Consider the following 15,575-nt stretch of genomic DNA (forward strand, 5'->3'; position numbering starts at 1 on the left):
ATTAATCAATTAATCACCTTACAAATAAATGAAATTTTATGTTCTGTTGGTGGCATTTTTCTTTGTCACTGTAGCTTCTTATTCCCAAGAAAATAAAGGCTATTATGTTACTAATGGCGATGTGAGAATTAACGGCTATTTTAAGTCGGATAATTTTTCAAATCTAAATGACATTGAATTTAGAAAAGATGATTCAGAGTCTTTTGAAAAATTAGAGCTTCAAACGATAAAAGAGTATGGTATTGATAATCGCACCAGAATAATTAAGAAAACAGTTGAAGTGGATAGATCACGATCTTCATCTGTAAAATTTTATTCTAATTTCAAAGATCCCGACTGGCAAAAAGCAACATTGTTCCTTAATGTAATAGTAGATGGGGATGCTTCTTTGTATTCTTGTATTTATAACGGAGAAAATAAATTTTTTTACGAGATAAATTCAAAACAAATAAGACTGAGTCAGTTAGTGTACAAAAAATACTTTTTTAATAATAACGATGTAAAAGAGAATATTACTTACAAACAGGATTTGTATAATAATGTTAGATGTGATGATTCAGATATTAACTATAATTCTTTAAGTTATACCGAAAGCTCTCTTAAAAAAGTATTTGTAGCCTACAATGAATGTCATAAAGGAGCTTATGCAGTGTATGAAAACAAAGTGGCTTCAAAAATTGAACTCTCAGTAAATGGTTATGCGGGTCCTACGCTTAATATGCTCTCTACAAAAACACAAGGAGGAAGTGGTAATGATAGCGGTTTCGGACTTAACATAGGAGCTGAGGTTGTTGTTGTGACATCTTCAGGTAATTTAGGAGGCTTTTTAAGACTTGAGTATGCAATGTTGGCATCCGAACTTGAAACAATCACACCTTCTGCCAGTACAGATAGGCTTGCAGAAGAGTCTAAGCTGGATGTTAGTTATTTTAGTATTGTTTTAGGGCCGAGATATTATTTTAACGAAAATAAAAACAATAAAGGATTGTTTCTTGATGCAGGTTTTGGGATGGGCTTTGCCTCGGGAGAGTTAGTGAAAACCAGGTATGGAACAGGAGAGTATTTTGTGGGGTCTATAACAAAGTATGATTTAGCACATAATTTTTACCTGAGTGTTGGGTTTGGTTATGCTCTTTCAGATAAAATGGGTGTAGAAGTAAGATACGATACTCCAAGGGAAGTTGTAGATTATAACAGTAATTATAAATTCAGTAAATTAGGACTGAATTTTAAATATACATTTTTATAAAAAGAAAAAGAGCCGCTTATAAAGCGGCTCTTTTTTTTACTCTATAACGGAGTTTATTTTTTGCCAAAGCTCATTGTCAAAGCCCGATAATGCAAAATTTTCACCATCGGCAGCATTACCCATTCGTATGACTACCATTTTTTTAGACGGAATCACATAAATTTTCTGGTCATTTTTTCCCAGTGCCATGTACATATCTGTTGGTCCCGATGGTATAACCGGACCGTTAAACTCAAACTGTGTTTGTGGTAGGTGGTAGCTTTCCTTTCCGTTTAACCACCATAGATATCCGTAGGATTTATTGATTTCCTGTGAGGTATTTATGGTACTATTAAAATAGCTGCTGTTTATAATTTGTGTCTCTTTCCATTTACCGTTATTAAGTGCCAGTAGGCCAAAGCGTGCCATGCTACGGGTGGTACTCCAGTATACACTCAGGTCTTCTCCGCTTTCCAACCAGGTACCTGTCATTCCTATAGGATCTCTTAGTTTGCTGTTAAAGTAAGTGCTCCACGATTGTCCGGTAGCCTGTGCTACAACACCCTGCAGTTTTACATATACATTATGATAAGCCCATCGTGCACCTGCATCTGCAATGTATTGTAGGTTGGCGGGAGAAACATCGTCCCCCAATGAATCATCCAGTCCGGATGTCATGGTTAGTAAATGCCTGCATGTAATAAGATTTTCTTTGTCTAATGTTGTACTGGTCCATCCTGTGCCTAAATAATCGGAGACTTTATTATTAGTATTAATAAACCCTTCCTGTTCGACTATGCCTGTTAATGTTGCTGTAAGGGTTTTACCAGCGCTTGCCCAATACCACGGAGTAGTTGCTGTGTGTCCGTTAAAATAGTTTTCCATTACAATACGTCCGTTAACAAGTATCATAAAGGATTTGGTATTTTTTGTTTCTAAGTATTCCAGTAGTGGCGGAATATTACTTTCGTTCCACTCCAGTGTAGCGGGAGACTTGGTTTCCCAGGTATCGGTTCCGTTATCAGGGAAGTACATGGCTTCCTCTGCGGGAGGGTTGGTTGTTCCTCCCGATTCGGTTGTACTGTCGTCTGATGAGCTACAGGCGAAAACCAAAAAGGAACTTAATGCTATAAGTGATAATTTTTTCATACGGTTATAGTAACTGATGCTAAAGATATTAAATACTTGTTTTCGTTAAACTCGTGTTTTAAAATTTGCAGACATTTTTAAATGCTTAAATTTGCTTGTTAATAACTAAAAACTAATCATGAAAAAATTATACCTTTTTTTATTTGTAGCGATTGCTGCTGTATCATGTTCGCAAAAAATTGAGAAGGACGATTTAAAAAAATTAAACGGTTACTGGGAAATTGAAGAAGTTGTAATGCCCGACGGAGAGAAGAAGGAATATAAAGTAAACCCAACAATTGACTTTTTTATGCTGAGTGGTGAAGAAGGTTTTCGTCAAAAAGTAATGCCTTTGCTAGAGGGGGGCTACAGGACTAATGGTCTTCGTGAGAAAATGACTATTACAGAAGAAGACAACAAAACCTATATTGCCTACAAAACCGAGCATGCTGAGTGGAAGGAGCAGATACTTGAGGTAAATGAGGAGAAGCTTGTTGTTAAAAATGAACAGGATATAGAATATCATTATAAAAGAGAGAAACCTTTTACTAATAAGAAATAATGGCAAAACGATTAAACGATTACAATTCGGTAAGCGATGTGCTTAAACAGTTTATTGAGTCTAATAATCTGCAAAAGGGTATGGATAAGATAGATGTTAGGGATGCATGGAAAAACCTTATGGGTAATGGTGTAAATAACTATACCCGTGAGATAATGCTGAAGGGTACTACGCTTTATGTAGAGTTAACATCGGCAGTGTTAAGGGAAGAGCTTAGCTATGGTAAGGAAAAAATCGTTAAAATGATTAATGAGGAAATGGGAAGGGAAATAATTAAGGAAGTTGTATTAAGATAAATAAAAAAGCCGCTTAATAAGCGGCTTTTTTTATGTTGTCAGTTCAGGATATTTATTAGAACTGCTCTCTTCCTGCAAAATGGAAGTTGCTCTCGATAGCAGCGTTCTCATCGCTGTCTGAACCGTGAACTGCATTTTCACCAACAGAAGTAGCATATTTTTTACGGATAGTACCTTCTGCAGCATCAGCTGGGTTAGTAGCACCAATTAATGCTCTGAAATCTTCAACAGCGTTGTCTTTCTCAAGGATAGCAGCTACGATTGGTCCTCTTGTCATAAACTCAACAAGCTCACCAAAGAAAGGTCTTTCTTTGTGTACTGCATAAAATGCCTGAGCATCAGCTAAAGTAAGTTGAGTTAATTTCAGAGAAACGATTCTGAAACCAGCCTCAGTTATCATAGATAAAATACCACCGATGTGTCCGTTTTCAACAGCATCCGGCTTAATCATTGTAAATGTCCTGTTAGTTGCCATAGTCTTTTTAAATTTTGTGCAAAAGTAGTAGTTTTTACATTAATAACTTTAATAAATTATTAATGTTTTTTACTTTTTACAGTACAACAATATTAAAGTTGTGTTCCAAAGGTTTAAGACTATCAAACAGTTTGTCAATAAGTTTACCGTCGTACTCCAGGTAAAACTGAGAGAAGTTGGCTTTTCGTTCCTGCAGGCTCCTGCTCGGGAACAGTTCGTTTTGTATTTCGGTTATACGTTCCAGCTTATCGGCATGATTGTGTTTTTCTGCCCTGCGGAGTTTTTTCTCTAAATTATCCAGTCCTTTTAACTGTTTTGTTTCCTGTGCTTTTACAGCTCCGCCAAAAGTAGCATCTGTTTTGGTTGCCATAGCATGAAGTTTGGCAAACTGTTGCTGTAAAAATTCTCTTTGCTCATTAAAGTCGAGGCTTAATTCTGAAAACTCAACCGTTTTTTTATTTACAAGATTATCCTGTTTCATAAACACATCGGCCCAGCTCAGGTTAAGTTTATCCAGTTTTTCGGCTTGCTTTTCGGTAGCAATCAGTACCGAGTTACGCAATAACAGCATAGGGAAAGTAACTCCAGCCGACTCAAAGTAGGATTTAAGTTCCAGCCAGTAAGCCAGTTCTCCACCCCCGCCTATGTAGCATAGGTTAGGCAGTATTACCTCTTCATAAAGCGGACGCATAATTACATTAGGGCTAAACTTTTCCGGGTTAGTTTCCAGTAAAGCCAGTATTTGCGTTTCGCTAAATTGAATTTCGGTATTGTTTACATAGTAAACGCCATCCTGTAAAATGATGCGTTCCCTTATGTTATCTTCTATATAAAACAGGTTTATTTCCCTTGGGTTTACCTGTATGTTATAATCTTTAAGGCTATCGGCTGTTTCGGCTACTTTAGTGTGCGATGTCTGGTTTAAAAGTTCTTCTTTAACATGAGGGGTAAACAGCCTTTTAAGGTTAGCGTTGTCGCCGTCAATAATTACCAATCCGTTTTTACCGAATATTTCATTTGCCAGATATCGGGTAGCATCGGCAAGATTGCTGTGTTTTATATAGGCTTCACTAAAAAGTTCTTTTAGCCATGCAGCGTTGTTGCCCGGGCCAAGTTCTTTTTCAAAAACCTCTAACACAGCTTCAAGTCCCAAGGTAGATAATCTCCCTACCGGACCTGTGCTTTCCCTGTTCCAGCTTATTTTTTTATCCTTAAAGTTAAAGTAGTTTATTTCGTCAAAGTCATGATCCTCGGTAGCCATCCAGTATACCGGTACAAAGTTGTACTCAGGGTAGGTTTCGCTAAGCTGTTTGCTAAGGTTTATGGTGCTTACAATTTTGTATAGAAAGTAAAGCGGACCCGTAAACAGGTTTAGCTGGTGGCCCGTGGTTATGGTAAAGGTGTTTTCCTGTTTTAGTAAATCAAGGTTGTGTTTTGTGGCTTCGGTAGTATTGAAGCCTGCATATTGTTTTTCTAAAGCATTGAATAAAACACTGCGTGAATCACTACTGTAGTTTTGCTGTTTTTCCTGTATTTGCTGCTTAAAGTTTTGCAGGGTAGGGAAGCGGTTGTATAACGGCTTCAGGTTTTCTTTTTGGTTAAGGTAATCGGTAATAAGCGGGGTAAAATATCCTGAACTTTGGAAGCTAATACAGTCTGACGGCATTGTAGTAATTTATTTTCCTGTAAAGTTAGGGAAAAAAGAAATACAAACTGTATTGTTGATTATGCCAGTTATGGAAGAGACAAAGTGATAATGATAGGCTGTTTTATTAGTTAACTTTTTTAAAATATTCACCATTAAATTTATAGCTGTCAAAGCTATTCGTTATATTACAATTTAATCTCAAATATTTTTTTGATGGCATTATAAAGTACGTCCAGTGCAGCATTAGCCGCTTTTTGCGCTATGGCTTTAGATATTATGGCTATAGCATGCAGTTCGGCTTCAAAAACAAGTTTTTCATCTTCCAGTCTTGATTTGAGTTTTTCTATAGGAAGGTCGCCTGTAAGGGTAAGTTCTGCTAAAAGCTCCAACCTTTCCTTGCGTCGGTTTAAAAACTCGTTAGCTACTGATTTTACTTCTTCCCAGTTGTCTGTTACCGTATCTTTAACGGTGCCCAGCATTTGAGCCAATACTTCGTTGATGTCAAATATAGGGTCGTTGGTTTGTAAGTTTGTCATTTTTATTCGGGTGGATTGTTTGCAATTTGTTTTCCTTTTTCAGCCGAAAGCATAGCGAAGAACAGGTCATCAAAGGTTTTACGATTCAGTTTTATTTCACCGTCACTTAAATAGTCCTGCTCTTTGTGTTCGGCTTTGTATTTCCTCCATAGCTGTAGTGTGATTTCACATATCCTTGCAGAGTGTTCGTTAACCGGCTTTACCTTGTTTTTGGTTAGTAAGGAGTTCAACTCGACTTCAAAGTTAATGTACTGCTCCTGGAATATTTGGTAAGCCCTTCCGTTTTCTTCTTCTGCTGTAACTTCAAGCATAATCAGGTAAAATCGGTCTATCTCTTTTGCGGTGGTTTCAATCTGTTGTACCATTCCGTCATCATAGGGAGCTACAAGCTGTACTTTGCAGGAGCTGAACGAGAGACTTAGTGCAAAAAGGATAAGTAACGACTGTATTTTGAGTCGGGATTGTAATAACATGGTTTTCATTTGCGGTTGGTTTGAGTAAATATACTTAAATTAGAGAGTGTAATAAAAATAAAAAACCAAAAATATCTCCTACTTTTGCAGGCTAAACCATTACTGTTTTGAGTACTAAAGTATTATTAATAACACCACCTTTTACCCAGCTTAATACGCCTTATCCGGCTACGGCATACCTTAAGGGATTCCTTAATACTAAAGGTATTAGCTGTGTTCAGGCCGATTTAGGTATTGAAGTGATATTAAAACTTTTCTCAAAACAGGGACTGGCAAATCTTTTTACCCGTATAGAGGAGGGGCTGGATGCTGGGAACCTGCAACCGTCTGCTAATTCAGAACGTATTATTGCGCTTAAAGACGAGTACCTTAAAACCATTGATGCGGTAATGCTGTTCCTGCAAGGGAAAAACCCTACGCTTTCCCATCTTATATGTCAGGAAGATTTCCTGCCCGAGGCGTCGCGCTTTGCACAGCTTGAGGAACTTGACTGGGCTTTTGGTAGTATGGGTACTCAGGATAAGGCTAAGCACCTTGCGACTCTTTATCTTGAAGATATATCTGACCTGATTGTAGATTGTATAGACCCTCATTTTGGGTTTAGCCATTATGCAGAACGACTGGGACGTTCGGCTAATTCGTTTGATGAGCTTTACGAGAGCCTGCAACAGCCTTATACTTATATTGACGAACTGCTTATAGATTTACTACACGAGCGTATGCGGGACTCTAACCCAATGCTGGTTGGTTTTTCGGTGCCTTTCCCAGGGAATTTGTATTCAGCTTTTAGGAGTGCACAGTATATCAAAAAGATATTTCCTGATGCAAAGGTGAGTATGGGAGGTGGTTTTCCAAATACCGAACTCCGGTCACTTACTGATGCCCGAGTAATGGAGTTTTTTGATTTTATTACTCTTGATGACGGGGAAGCTCCGGTGGAATGTCTTGTGGAGCATCTTGAAGGGAAAAGAGATGTAAATCAACTGAAGCGTACTTTTACTTTAATTGAAGGTAAGGTTACTTATATAGATAATTCAGGATGCAGGGACTACAAGCAAAGTGAGGTTGGTACTCCTGATTATTCTGATTTATTACTGGACGATTACATTTCGGTTATCGAGATTGTAAACCCTATGCACCGCATGTGGAGTGATGGCAGGTGGAATAAGCTTACCATGGCACACGGTTGCTATTGGGGTAAATGTACTTTTTGTGACATATCGTTAGATTATATAAAGATATACGAACCTATTGCTGCTAAACTGCTGGTAGACCGTATGGAAGAACTGGTAGAGCAAACTGGGCAAAACGGTTTTCATTTTGTGGACGAAGCCGCACCGCCGGCATTGATGCGTGAACTGGCACTGGAAATTATCCGTCGTAAACTGGCTGTTACTTGGTGGACTAACATCCGTTTTGAAAAAAGCTTTACGGCTGATTTATGCCGACTGCTAAAAGCATCGGGCTGTATAGCGGTTTCGGGCGGACTTGAAGTGGCTTCTGACAGATTGCTAGAACTTATCCAAAAAGGAGTTACTGTAGCACAGGTAGCAAGAGTTACACGCAACTTTACCGAAGCCGGTATTATGGTACACGCTTACCTTATGTATGGTTTCCCTACACAAACGGCTCAGGAAACTATCGATTCGCTTGAAATGGTAAGGCAGATGTTTGAACTGGGTATATTACAGTCGGGCTTTTGGCATCAGTTTGCCATGACGGCTCATAGCCCTGTAGGTATGTATCCCGAAAAGTTTGGTGTGCTAAAGGAAACCGAAGCAATAGGAGCTTTTGCCAATAACGATATTGTACATATTGATAAAACAGGAGCTAACCACGATAAGTTTAGTTACGGACTAAAAAAGTCACTGTTCAATTTTATGCACGGCATTTGTTTTGACTATCCGTTACAGGACTGGTTCGAGTTTAAAGTGCCGCGTACTAAGGTGAGTGAGGATTATATATATAACGTACTTCATGAAGATGATACGTTTACCGTTAAGCCTACTGCAAAAGTAGTATGGATAGGGGGTAAGCCTACGGTGTCTTACTTTACCAAAAATAAAAAAGGAAGAACTTTTGAAACCGCCTCACTAACCTTTCATGATAAAAAGGAAAGTTATAGCATACAGGTAAACCGTGAGCAGGGGGAGTGGTTGGTTAAATTACTAGCCCAAATTACTGCTAATCCGGAAAATAAGGTAATGGGTTTCCAGCAGGTGAAACAAAGTTATGAGGCTGAAGGAATGGACGATTTTGAACTGTTTTGGTATAGTAAACCCGTAAACACTTTACGTGAATATGGGCTTCTTGTATTGTAAGTTATAGTAGAATTGATTATTCCTTATTACGTTCGTCTATAATTTTTTGATAAGCTGTTTTTTGTTCTTCAGAAAGTAAAGGGAAAATCTCCTTATCTATTTCTTCACTTATTATCCTGAATTTATCAGTTATAACATCTCTGGTGTCAGCCTGATTTTGTGAAAGAGCAAGTATTTCATCCTTACGCTCATCATAAACTGATTTAACTGCGGCTTTTTGGAAATCGTCCAGTTTAAGCTCCTTAGCTAAATAGTCAGACATTAGCACTGATATGTCTTTAGGTTTCTCATCCTTATTCTTCCTGATGCTTTTTTTGTTTCTTTGGGTATCTATCCTTCTGTCTACACCCGGCCTGTAGCCTGAACCATAATAAGGATCGTAGTAACTGCCATAACCATATTGCGCCATAGACTCATATCCAGACAAAAGAAGGAAGGCAAAAACCAAAAGCTTAAAATATTTCATAACTGTATTGCTTTTAAAGAAATTCAAACTTAATCATTTTTTAAACAAAAAAAGCTAAAGTTGTTGAACTTTAGCTTTTAAGGTATTATTCGGCAGTTGTATTTGCCGGAGCGCCATACAGGTCAAACTCTGTAGCGTCGGTAATTTTTATATCAACAAACTCTCCTGTTTTAAGGTAGGTAACGGTAGCGTCAATAAGTACTTCGTTATCTACATCAGGGCTGTCAAACTCGGTTCTTCCAATAAAATAGTTTCCTTCTTTACGGTCAATAATACAACGGTATACCTGACCGATTTTTTCCTGGTTAAGTTCCCACGAAATTTGAGATTGTAACTCCATGATCTCGTTAGCGCGCTGTTGTTTTACATCGGCAGGAACATCATCTTCAAGAAGGTAAGCGTGGGTGTTTTCCTCATGAGAATAAGTAAAGCAGCCTAAACGCTCAAAACGCATTTCCTCTACCCAGTTTTTAAGTATCTGGAAGTCCTCTTCGGTTTCTCCCGGATATCCTACAATAAGGGTAGTCCTGATAGCCATTCCCGGTACCATTTCCCTAAAGTCTCTAAGTAGCTTAGTAGTCTTCTCATAGGTAGTGCCACGGCGCATTGACTTTAATACATTGTCGCTAATATGCTGAAGCGGAATATCTATGTAATTACATATTTTAGGTTCGCGTTTCATTAGCTCCAGTACATCCATAGGGAATCCGCTAGGGAAAGCATAGTGTAATCTTATCCATTCTATACCTTCAACCTTAGCAAGGTTTTCAAGTAATTCGGCAAGGTTACGTTTTTTATAAAGATCAAGACCGTAGTAAGTAAGATCCTGAGCAATAAGTATAAGTTCTTTAACTCCGTTTTTAGCTAAACCTTCGGCTTCCTTAACCAATTTTTCAATAGGTTGGGAAACGTGTTTGCCCCTCATTAAAGGGATAGCACAAAAACTGCACGGGCGGTCACAGCCTTCGGCAATTTTAAGGTAAGCGTAGTTTTTTGGGGTAGTGGTTAAGCGTTCCCCCAGAAGTTCGTGTTTATAGTCGGCTCCTAATGCTTTAAGCAGTAATGGTAGTTCGGTTGTACCAAAATACTGGTCGATATTAGGAATTTCCTTCATCAAATCAGGCTTATATCGTTCAGAAAGGCATCCTGTAACAAAAACTTTGTCTACAATTCCCTGTTCCTTCTTGTCAGCATAATTAAGGATCATGTTAACCGATTCCTCTTTTGCATTATCAATAAAACCACAGGTGTTTATTACAATGATGTTTCCTTCCTCTTCAGCCGGAGCTTCGTGGGTAACATCTTTGCCACTTGCTTTAAGCTGGCCCATAAGCACTTCGCTGTCATAAACGTTTTTAGAACAGCCCAGGGTTATTACATTGATTTTATTTTTCTTTAACGATTTGGTTCTCATGTATTTGAAAATTGGAGTGCAAAATTACGCTTTTTATTGATAAACAGGAGTATATAGCGTTAAAATTTATATGAGGGAGCAGTAATAAAAAAACCGCCCTTTATAAAAAGAGACGGTTTTTTCAGTATAAAGCAAGATGAAATTATAAGTCAAGCGTGTAAGACAGCGTTACGTTATTATTACTGCTGTTTATCCTTGCCGAATCGGTAAGAGCTGCAGTTAGTAACGGTGCGTTTGATTTTCTTTCAAAATAAGAATAAGCAAGATCAAGTCTTGAATTGTTGAAAGCAAAACCTAAACCGGCAGACCATCCTGTAAGGTCGCCTACGGTATAGCCGTTTTTATACGGACTTTGCTCATAGCGGTAACCACCCCTTAGGCTAAGGAATTTAATGCGGTACTCAGCACCTACACGAAATTCGCTTGCTGTGTCAAGGCTGTTTTCCAGTTCGCTGTTTATAGAGCCATAACCACTGCTGGTATATTTTGTTTGGCTGTAATCTTTAAGGGAGTAATCAAAACTTATTAACCCCGATCCGCCAAATATGTAAGCTAAACTACCTGTGTATTTGCCCGGAGTTTTTAATCCGTAATCGTCAAGAATAAATGTTATTCCGGGATCGGTAACAATATTGCTTCCGTTATTGCGGGCAATTATGTTTTGAGTTATCTCATCCTGTAATCTGTACCATGTTGGCGATTCATAAGCTAAACCAAAGCGAAGTGATTCGGTAGCCTTAGCAATGGCACCTACGTTAAAAGAGAAACCTCCGCCATAGGTATATCGTCTGTTGTTAAAACGAACCGCTTCTAGCCCAGTGGTCGGATTGGCATAATCTTCATACAGTGATGATGTTTTAATATAATCGGTAAAATGTGCATTAAGGTTAGCGCCAAGGTAAAGCCAGTTTTGAATTTGCATTGCAAAGTTAAAGGCTACCTTACCATTATATCCTCTTGTAGAAATGCTGTTTTCGTTATAATAAGGTCCTGCCGGTACATTGCTGGAATAGGTAGTATTGTCTGGCGACGAGGTATCCGGATTAAACATATAAGCGTTATATCCTAAAAAAGCCTGTTGGTCTATAAAGCTTAAATCTTCATAGTAAGAATTGTTTAGTGTGCTTAAATAAATTCCGCCTTCGTTGCCAATACCGTTAGCGTAGCGTAAAAAGTACTGGTCTATAGAATTGTTTGGGTTGTATCCGGCAGAAAAGAAACTGTTATCCAGATTATCGGTATTCTCGTAGTTAAATGCTATGGCAAACTTTTTAACTGTAGCATTTTCTTTAGTGTTGTTGTATACAAAAACAGCTCCCAGCTGGTTTAATTCCAGTGAGCTGTCGTTATCTTTAGTTCCTGTACCAAAGTAATCAGATTTGTTCCTGATGTTGTAATTGGTAAGCGATATGGTAGCTGTATTATAATTGAAAACAGCCGAACCCGCAGGGTTTACATTAATGGCAGACATGTCTCCTCCCAGTGCTCCAAATGCACCACTCATTGCTCTGAAACGTGCTGTACCGTTTAGATTTCCGGTCGCATATCTTACAGCATCTTCGGGAGTATTAAGGTTTTGTTGCGCGTGTAGTGCTGCTGCTGTTAGTGAAAAAGCAGCTATAAATAAATATCTTTTCATAGTGTAGTGGTTTTTTTAAGCCCCGCGTTACCACGGGGCTATGTATTGTGTAGTAATTAGCCTCTTCTTCCGCCGCCACCGCCGCCGGATCTTCCACCTCCGCCACCGGATCTTCCGCCGCCAAATCCGCCACCAGAACTTCTGGAAGGAGATGGGCTGTACGATCTGCTAGGTGAACTTGATCTTGTTCTTGTAGAAGGTGTATAGCTGTTGTTACTATTATTTCTTGAGTTTGTGGAAGGAGTGTAGTTTCTTGTACTTCTTGTTCTTGAGGAGTTGTTGTAGTAAGAGCTTCTGTCGGAAGCATTTCCTCTGCTTCTTACTGTAGCGCTGTTTCTTGATTGTGTAGTACCTCTTCCGGGAGTGTAGTTGCGTCCTGAAACATTACTTCTACCTGAAACATTGCTTCTGCCAGATACGTTACTTCTTCCGCTATATGGGCTTCTTCCTGCAATTATACTTCTGTTACCGCCATAAGAAGCGTTAGATCTGCCTCTGTTATTGTAGTAACCGTTATGGTTGTAGTAGTATGAGTGTCCGTAAGGGTAGTAGTACCAGTTATTATAGCCTCCCCAACCGTAGTATGGAGAACCCCAGCCACCGCCGTAGTATGGGTATCCCCATCCGCCGCCGTAACCCCAGCCCCATCCAAGGCCAACATTCCAACCGCCCCAAGAGTTCCATCCAAGGCCTATGCTCCATCCCGGGCCACCCCATCCGCCATAACCCCACCAAGGGTTATACCAGTTGTTGTAGTAACCGCCATATCCGCCACCGTAATAGTTAACGGTTATATCGCTTGGGTTTTCGCCCCATCCTGCATAAGAGTTTCCGTTGTAATTGCTGTTGTAATTAGTAACACTAACAACGGTGTCGTTATCATAATAAGCGTCATTTTGCTCATCGTATATAGGGAATTCGTCTTCAAGAGAACTGAAATATCCCTGGTAATTCATATTTTGACCAGAAACTTCTCCATCCCTGTATTGCTGTACGTTACCGTCGTTGTAAGTGTACACAGGGTTATTGTTGCTGTCTCGTGGTACAGATCCGTAAATGCCGTCGTTGTATGATGAGTTGTTCTGGTACGAACTGCACGACGATGCAGTTATCGCCAGAAGTCCCAATACAGAGTATAAGGAGATTTGACGTAATGTAAAGTAGTTAGTTTTCATAACGCTGCATTTTTTTTATTGTTGGACTACACAAAAATAGTTAGTTTTGCCAAACATAATTAGTAATATATTTATAAAAACAATATTTGTGCCAATTTATTAGAAATGAGTAAGAATTTAACTAAACGGTCAGAAGATTATTCCAAATGGTATAATGAACTGGTTGTAAAAGCAGACCTTGCTGAAAATTCAGGGGTTAGGGGATGTATGGTAATAAAACCATACGGCTATGCAATTTGGGAAAAAATGCAGGCAGAATTGGATAAGAAGTTCAAAGAAACCGGACATCAAAACGCTTATTTCCCCTTATTTATACCCAAGTCTTACTTTAGTAAGGAGGCAAGCCATGTAGATGGCTTTGCTAAAGAATGTGCAGTGGTTACTCATTACAGGCTGAAAACCGGTGAAGACGGAAAAACAATAGAAGTAGATCCTGATGCTAAGCTGGAAGAAGAGCTTATTGTAAGACCTACTTCTGAAACCATTATATGGGATACCTACAGGAAATGGGTACAATCGTACCGTGACCTGCCTATACTTGTTAACCAGTGGGCTAACGTAGTGCGTTGGGAAATGAGAACGCGTTTGTTTTTAAGAACTGCAGAGTTTTTATGGCAGGAAGGGCACACTGCCCATGCTACAAAAGCGGAGGCAATAGCCGAGGCAGAACAAATGATGAACGTGTATGCTGACTTTGCTGAGAACTTTATGGCGATACCGGTAGTGAAAGGAGTTAAAACTGCTAACGAGCGTTTTGCCGGTGCAGAGGAGACTTACTGTATTGAAGCGCTTATGCAGGATGGTAAAGCATTACAGGCAGGTACTTCGCACTTCCTTGGTCAAAACTTTGCTAAGGCTTTTGACGTGAAGTTTGCTAATCAGGAAGGGAAGCAGGATTATGTTTGGGCTACATCATGGGGGGTATCTACCCGTTTAATGGGAGCGCTTGTAATGACGCATAGTGATGATAACGGGCTTGTATTGCCGCCAAACCTTGCACCTATACAGGTTGTGATTGTACCGATACATAAAACAGACGAACAGCTTGCCGAAATTAGCGAGGAAGTAAATACACTTGTTGCTAAACTAAGAAAGCTGAATATATCTGTTAAGTTTGACGACAGGACTACGCACAAGCCAGGATGGAAGTTTAACGAGTATGAACTTAAGGGCGTACCTGTAAGAATCGCTATGGGGCCAAAAGACCTTGAGAACGGAACTTTTGAGGTTGCCCGTCGTGATACCCTTACTAAAGAGGTAGTCGCTAAGGATGATATCGTAAATTACATACAGGACCTGCTGGAAAAAATCCAGTCTGAACTGTTTAATAAAGCTCTTGATTACAGAAATTCGCATATTACCGAAGTAAATTCTTTTGAAGAATTTAAAGATATTTTAGACAATAAAGGTGGTTTTGTAGCGGCTCATTGGGACGGTACAAGCGAGACTGAAGAGAAGATAAAAGACCTTACTAAGGCTACAATCAGATGTATAGCTCTTGATAGGGTAGAAGAGGAGGGTAAATGTGTACTTACAGGCGCGCCATCAAAGGGACGAGTGCTGTTTGCTAAGGCATATTAAAAAAAAATAAAAATTTTTGTTTCAGCTATTGCGTAAATGAAAAATAGTTGTACATTTGCAACCGCAATAACGAAACAAAACGGTCCGTTCGTCTAGGGGTTAGGACGCCAGGTTTTCATCCTGGTAACAGGGGTTCGATTCCCCTACGGACTACAAAATTGAAGTTCTAAATTTATTTACTGATTTACTGAGAATAATCCAAAAAAAGGACTTCAGAGTAACAAACAATGGTCCGTTCGTCTAGGGGTTAGGACGCCAGGTTTTCATCCTGGTAACAGGGGTTCGATTCCCCTACGGACTACAAATTTTATATAACAAGATATTTAAGTTAACAAAATGGCAAATCACAAGTCAGCTTTAAAAAGAATCAGAAGCAACGAAAAGAAAAGAGTGTTGAACAAGTATCAACACAAAACTACTCGTAATGCTATTAAAGCAATACGTATAGCTACAGATAAGAATGAAGCTTCAGGAAAATTATCTACTGTTATTTCAATGATTGATAAATTAGCTAAGAAAAATATCATTCACGCTAACAAAGCTTCAAACTTAAAATCAAAGCTAACTAGACACGTAGCAGCTCTTTAATAAAAGAATAACTGCTTGTTAAGATATAAAATTAAAGCTCCCGAC

General features: G+C 39.0%; 15 protein-coding genes and 2 tRNA genes. 8 read left to right on the forward strand and 9 right to left on the reverse strand.

Features of this window, described 5'->3' with window-relative positions:
* Window positions 1–28: 28 nt before the first annotated feature.
* Window positions 29–1,249 carry an outer membrane beta-barrel protein gene (locus V3Z67_RS08275; protein WP_330442852.1) on the forward strand — a complete coding sequence of 407 codons (1,221 nt, stop codon included), beginning with the start codon at window positions 29–31 and terminating at the stop codon, window positions 1,247–1,249.
* A gap of 36 nt (window positions 1,250–1,285) precedes the next feature.
* Here the strand turns inward: V3Z67_RS08275 and V3Z67_RS08280 are convergent, their stop codons facing one another.
* On the reverse strand, window positions 1,286–2,377 hold the full coding sequence (locus V3Z67_RS08280; RefSeq protein WP_330442853.1) for a serine hydrolase domain-containing protein: 1,092 nt from the start codon (window positions 2,375–2,377) through the stop codon (window positions 1,286–1,288).
* A gap of 118 nt (window positions 2,378–2,495) precedes the next feature.
* Between V3Z67_RS08280 and V3Z67_RS08285 the strand changes: the two genes are divergently transcribed.
* Both V3Z67_RS08285 and V3Z67_RS08290 read left to right on the forward strand, forming a co-directional pair.
* Window positions 2,496–2,918, forward strand: a complete 423-nt coding sequence (locus V3Z67_RS08285) for a hypothetical protein (RefSeq protein ID WP_330442854.1) — start codon at window positions 2,496–2,498, stop codon at window positions 2,916–2,918.
* Window positions 2,918–3,214 carry a DUF721 domain-containing protein gene (locus tag V3Z67_RS08290; RefSeq protein WP_330442855.1) on the forward strand — a complete coding sequence of 99 codons (297 nt, stop codon included), beginning with the start codon at window positions 2,918–2,920 and terminating at the stop codon, window positions 3,212–3,214. Before V3Z67_RS08285 ends, V3Z67_RS08290 begins: the two co-directional genes overlap by 1 nt.
* A 55-nt stretch (window positions 3,215–3,269) precedes the next feature.
* On the opposite strand, the gene V3Z67_RS08295 is transcribed toward V3Z67_RS08290, so the two are convergent.
* From V3Z67_RS08295 to V3Z67_RS08310, 4 genes are all read right to left on the reverse strand, one after another.
* Window positions 3,270–3,689, reverse strand: coding sequence for a nucleoside-diphosphate kinase (locus tag V3Z67_RS08295; protein WP_035132464.1), 420 nt, complete (start codon window positions 3,687–3,689; stop codon window positions 3,270–3,272).
* A gap of 76 nt (window positions 3,690–3,765) precedes the next feature.
* A complete protein-coding gene (gene bshC / locus V3Z67_RS08300; protein ID WP_330442856.1) occupies window positions 3,766–5,355 on the reverse strand; it encodes a bacillithiol biosynthesis cysteine-adding enzyme BshC in 1,590 nt (529 codons plus the stop codon).
* 167 nt (window positions 5,356–5,522) lie between these two features.
* Entirely contained in the window at window positions 5,523–5,873 is a 351-nt protein-coding gene (locus V3Z67_RS08305) for a hypothetical protein (RefSeq protein ID WP_035132470.1), read from the reverse strand.
* Window positions 5,874–5,875: 2 nt separating this feature from the next.
* Window positions 5,876–6,355 carry a hypothetical protein gene (locus V3Z67_RS08310; RefSeq protein ID WP_330442857.1) on the reverse strand — a complete coding sequence of 160 codons (480 nt, stop codon included), beginning with the start codon at window positions 6,353–6,355 and terminating at the stop codon, window positions 5,876–5,878.
* A 98-nt stretch (window positions 6,356–6,453) separates the two neighbouring features.
* On the opposite strand from V3Z67_RS08310, the gene V3Z67_RS08315 reads away from it, so the two are divergent.
* The gene (locus tag V3Z67_RS08315) at window positions 6,454–8,667 is read left to right on the forward strand and encodes a B12-binding domain-containing radical SAM protein (RefSeq protein ID WP_330442858.1); all 2,214 of its coding nucleotides are present in this window, start codon (window positions 6,454–6,456) and stop codon (window positions 8,665–8,667) included.
* A 16-nt stretch (window positions 8,668–8,683) separates the two neighbouring features.
* Here the strand turns inward: V3Z67_RS08315 and V3Z67_RS08320 are convergent, their stop codons facing one another.
* From V3Z67_RS08320 to V3Z67_RS08335, 4 genes are all read right to left on the reverse strand, one after another.
* Window positions 8,684–9,133 (reverse strand): hypothetical protein, encoded by a 450-nt coding sequence (locus tag V3Z67_RS08320; protein WP_330442859.1) that lies wholly within the window; start codon window positions 9,131–9,133, stop codon window positions 8,684–8,686.
* Window positions 9,134–9,218: 85 nt separating this feature from the next.
* Complete coding sequence (rimO, locus tag V3Z67_RS08325; RefSeq protein WP_330442860.1) at window positions 9,219–10,547, reverse strand: 30S ribosomal protein S12 methylthiotransferase RimO; 1,329 nt, start codon at window positions 10,545–10,547, stop codon at window positions 9,219–9,221.
* A 142-nt stretch (window positions 10,548–10,689) separates the two neighbouring features.
* Entirely contained in the window at window positions 10,690–12,186 is a 1,497-nt protein-coding gene (locus V3Z67_RS08330) for an OmpP1/FadL family transporter (RefSeq protein ID WP_330442861.1), read from the reverse strand.
* 56 nt (window positions 12,187–12,242) lie between these two features.
* On the reverse strand, window positions 12,243–13,361 hold the full coding sequence (locus V3Z67_RS08335; protein ID WP_330442862.1) for a hypothetical protein: 1,119 nt from the start codon (window positions 13,359–13,361) through the stop codon (window positions 12,243–12,245).
* 105 nt (window positions 13,362–13,466) lie between these two features.
* Between V3Z67_RS08335 and proS the strand changes: the two genes are divergently transcribed.
* The 4 genes from proS (at window position 13,467) to rpsT (ending at window position 15,530) form a co-directional block, all read left to right on the forward strand.
* The gene (gene proS / locus V3Z67_RS08340; RefSeq protein WP_330442863.1) at window positions 13,467–14,942 is read left to right on the forward strand and encodes a proline--tRNA ligase; all 1,476 of its coding nucleotides are present in this window, start codon (window positions 13,467–13,469) and stop codon (window positions 14,940–14,942) included.
* Window positions 14,943–15,023: 81 nt separating this feature from the next.
* Window positions 15,024–15,095, forward strand: a tRNA-Glu gene (locus V3Z67_RS08345).
* Window positions 15,096–15,171: 76 nt separating this feature from the next.
* Window positions 15,172–15,243 (forward strand) — tRNA-Glu (locus V3Z67_RS08350).
* 35 nt (window positions 15,244–15,278) lie between these two features.
* Window positions 15,279–15,530 (forward strand): 30S ribosomal protein S20, encoded by a 252-nt coding sequence (gene rpsT, locus V3Z67_RS08355; protein ID WP_035132483.1) that lies wholly within the window; start codon window positions 15,279–15,281, stop codon window positions 15,528–15,530.
* Window positions 15,531–15,575: the final 45 nt, after the last annotated feature.

It is taken from the genome of Flavobacterium sp. C4GT6 (assembly GCF_036347315.1).
Lineage (GTDB): Bacteria > Bacteroidota > Bacteroidia > Flavobacteriales > Flavobacteriaceae > Flavobacterium.

What these genes read in the sequence shown, in the direction of transcription:
- V3Z67_RS08275 (WP_330442852.1), top strand. Translation starts at nt 29, where the DNA reads ATGAAATTTTATGTTCTGTTGGTGGCATTTTTCTTTGTCACTGTAGCT.
- V3Z67_RS08280 (WP_330442853.1), bottom strand. Translation starts at nt 2,377, where the DNA reads ATGAAAAAATTATCACTTATAGCATTAAGTTCCTTTTTGGTTTTCGCC.
- V3Z67_RS08285 (WP_330442854.1), top strand. Translation starts at nt 2,496, where the DNA reads ATGAAAAAATTATACCTTTTTTTATTTGTAGCGATTGCTGCTGTATCA.
- V3Z67_RS08290 (WP_330442855.1), top strand. Translation starts at nt 2,918, where the DNA reads ATGGCAAAACGATTAAACGATTACAATTCGGTAAGCGATGTGCTTAAA.
- V3Z67_RS08295 (WP_035132464.1), bottom strand. Translation starts at nt 3,689, where the DNA reads ATGGCAACTAACAGGACATTTACAATGATTAAGCCGGATGCTGTTGAA.
- bshC (WP_330442856.1), bottom strand. Translation starts at nt 5,355, where the DNA reads ATGCCGTCAGACTGTATTAGCTTCCAAAGTTCAGGATATTTTACCCCG.
- V3Z67_RS08305 (WP_035132470.1), bottom strand. Translation starts at nt 5,873, where the DNA reads ATGACAAACTTACAAACCAACGACCCTATATTTGACATCAACGAAGTA.
- V3Z67_RS08310 (WP_330442857.1), bottom strand. Translation starts at nt 6,355, where the DNA reads ATGAAAACCATGTTATTACAATCCCGACTCAAAATACAGTCGTTACTT.
- V3Z67_RS08320 (WP_330442859.1), bottom strand. Translation starts at nt 9,133, where the DNA reads ATGAAATATTTTAAGCTTTTGGTTTTTGCCTTCCTTCTTTTGTCTGGA.
- rimO (WP_330442860.1), bottom strand. Translation starts at nt 10,547, where the DNA reads ATGAGAACCAAATCGTTAAAGAAAAATAAAATCAATGTAATAACCCTG.
- V3Z67_RS08330 (WP_330442861.1), bottom strand. Translation starts at nt 12,186, where the DNA reads ATGAAAAGATATTTATTTATAGCTGCTTTTTCACTAACAGCAGCAGCA.
- V3Z67_RS08335 (WP_330442862.1), bottom strand. Translation starts at nt 13,361, where the DNA reads ATGAAAACTAACTACTTTACATTACGTCAAATCTCCTTATACTCTGTA.
- proS (WP_330442863.1), top strand. Translation starts at nt 13,467, where the DNA reads ATGAGTAAGAATTTAACTAAACGGTCAGAAGATTATTCCAAATGGTAT.
- rpsT (WP_035132483.1), top strand. Translation starts at nt 15,279, where the DNA reads ATGGCAAATCACAAGTCAGCTTTAAAAAGAATCAGAAGCAACGAAAAG.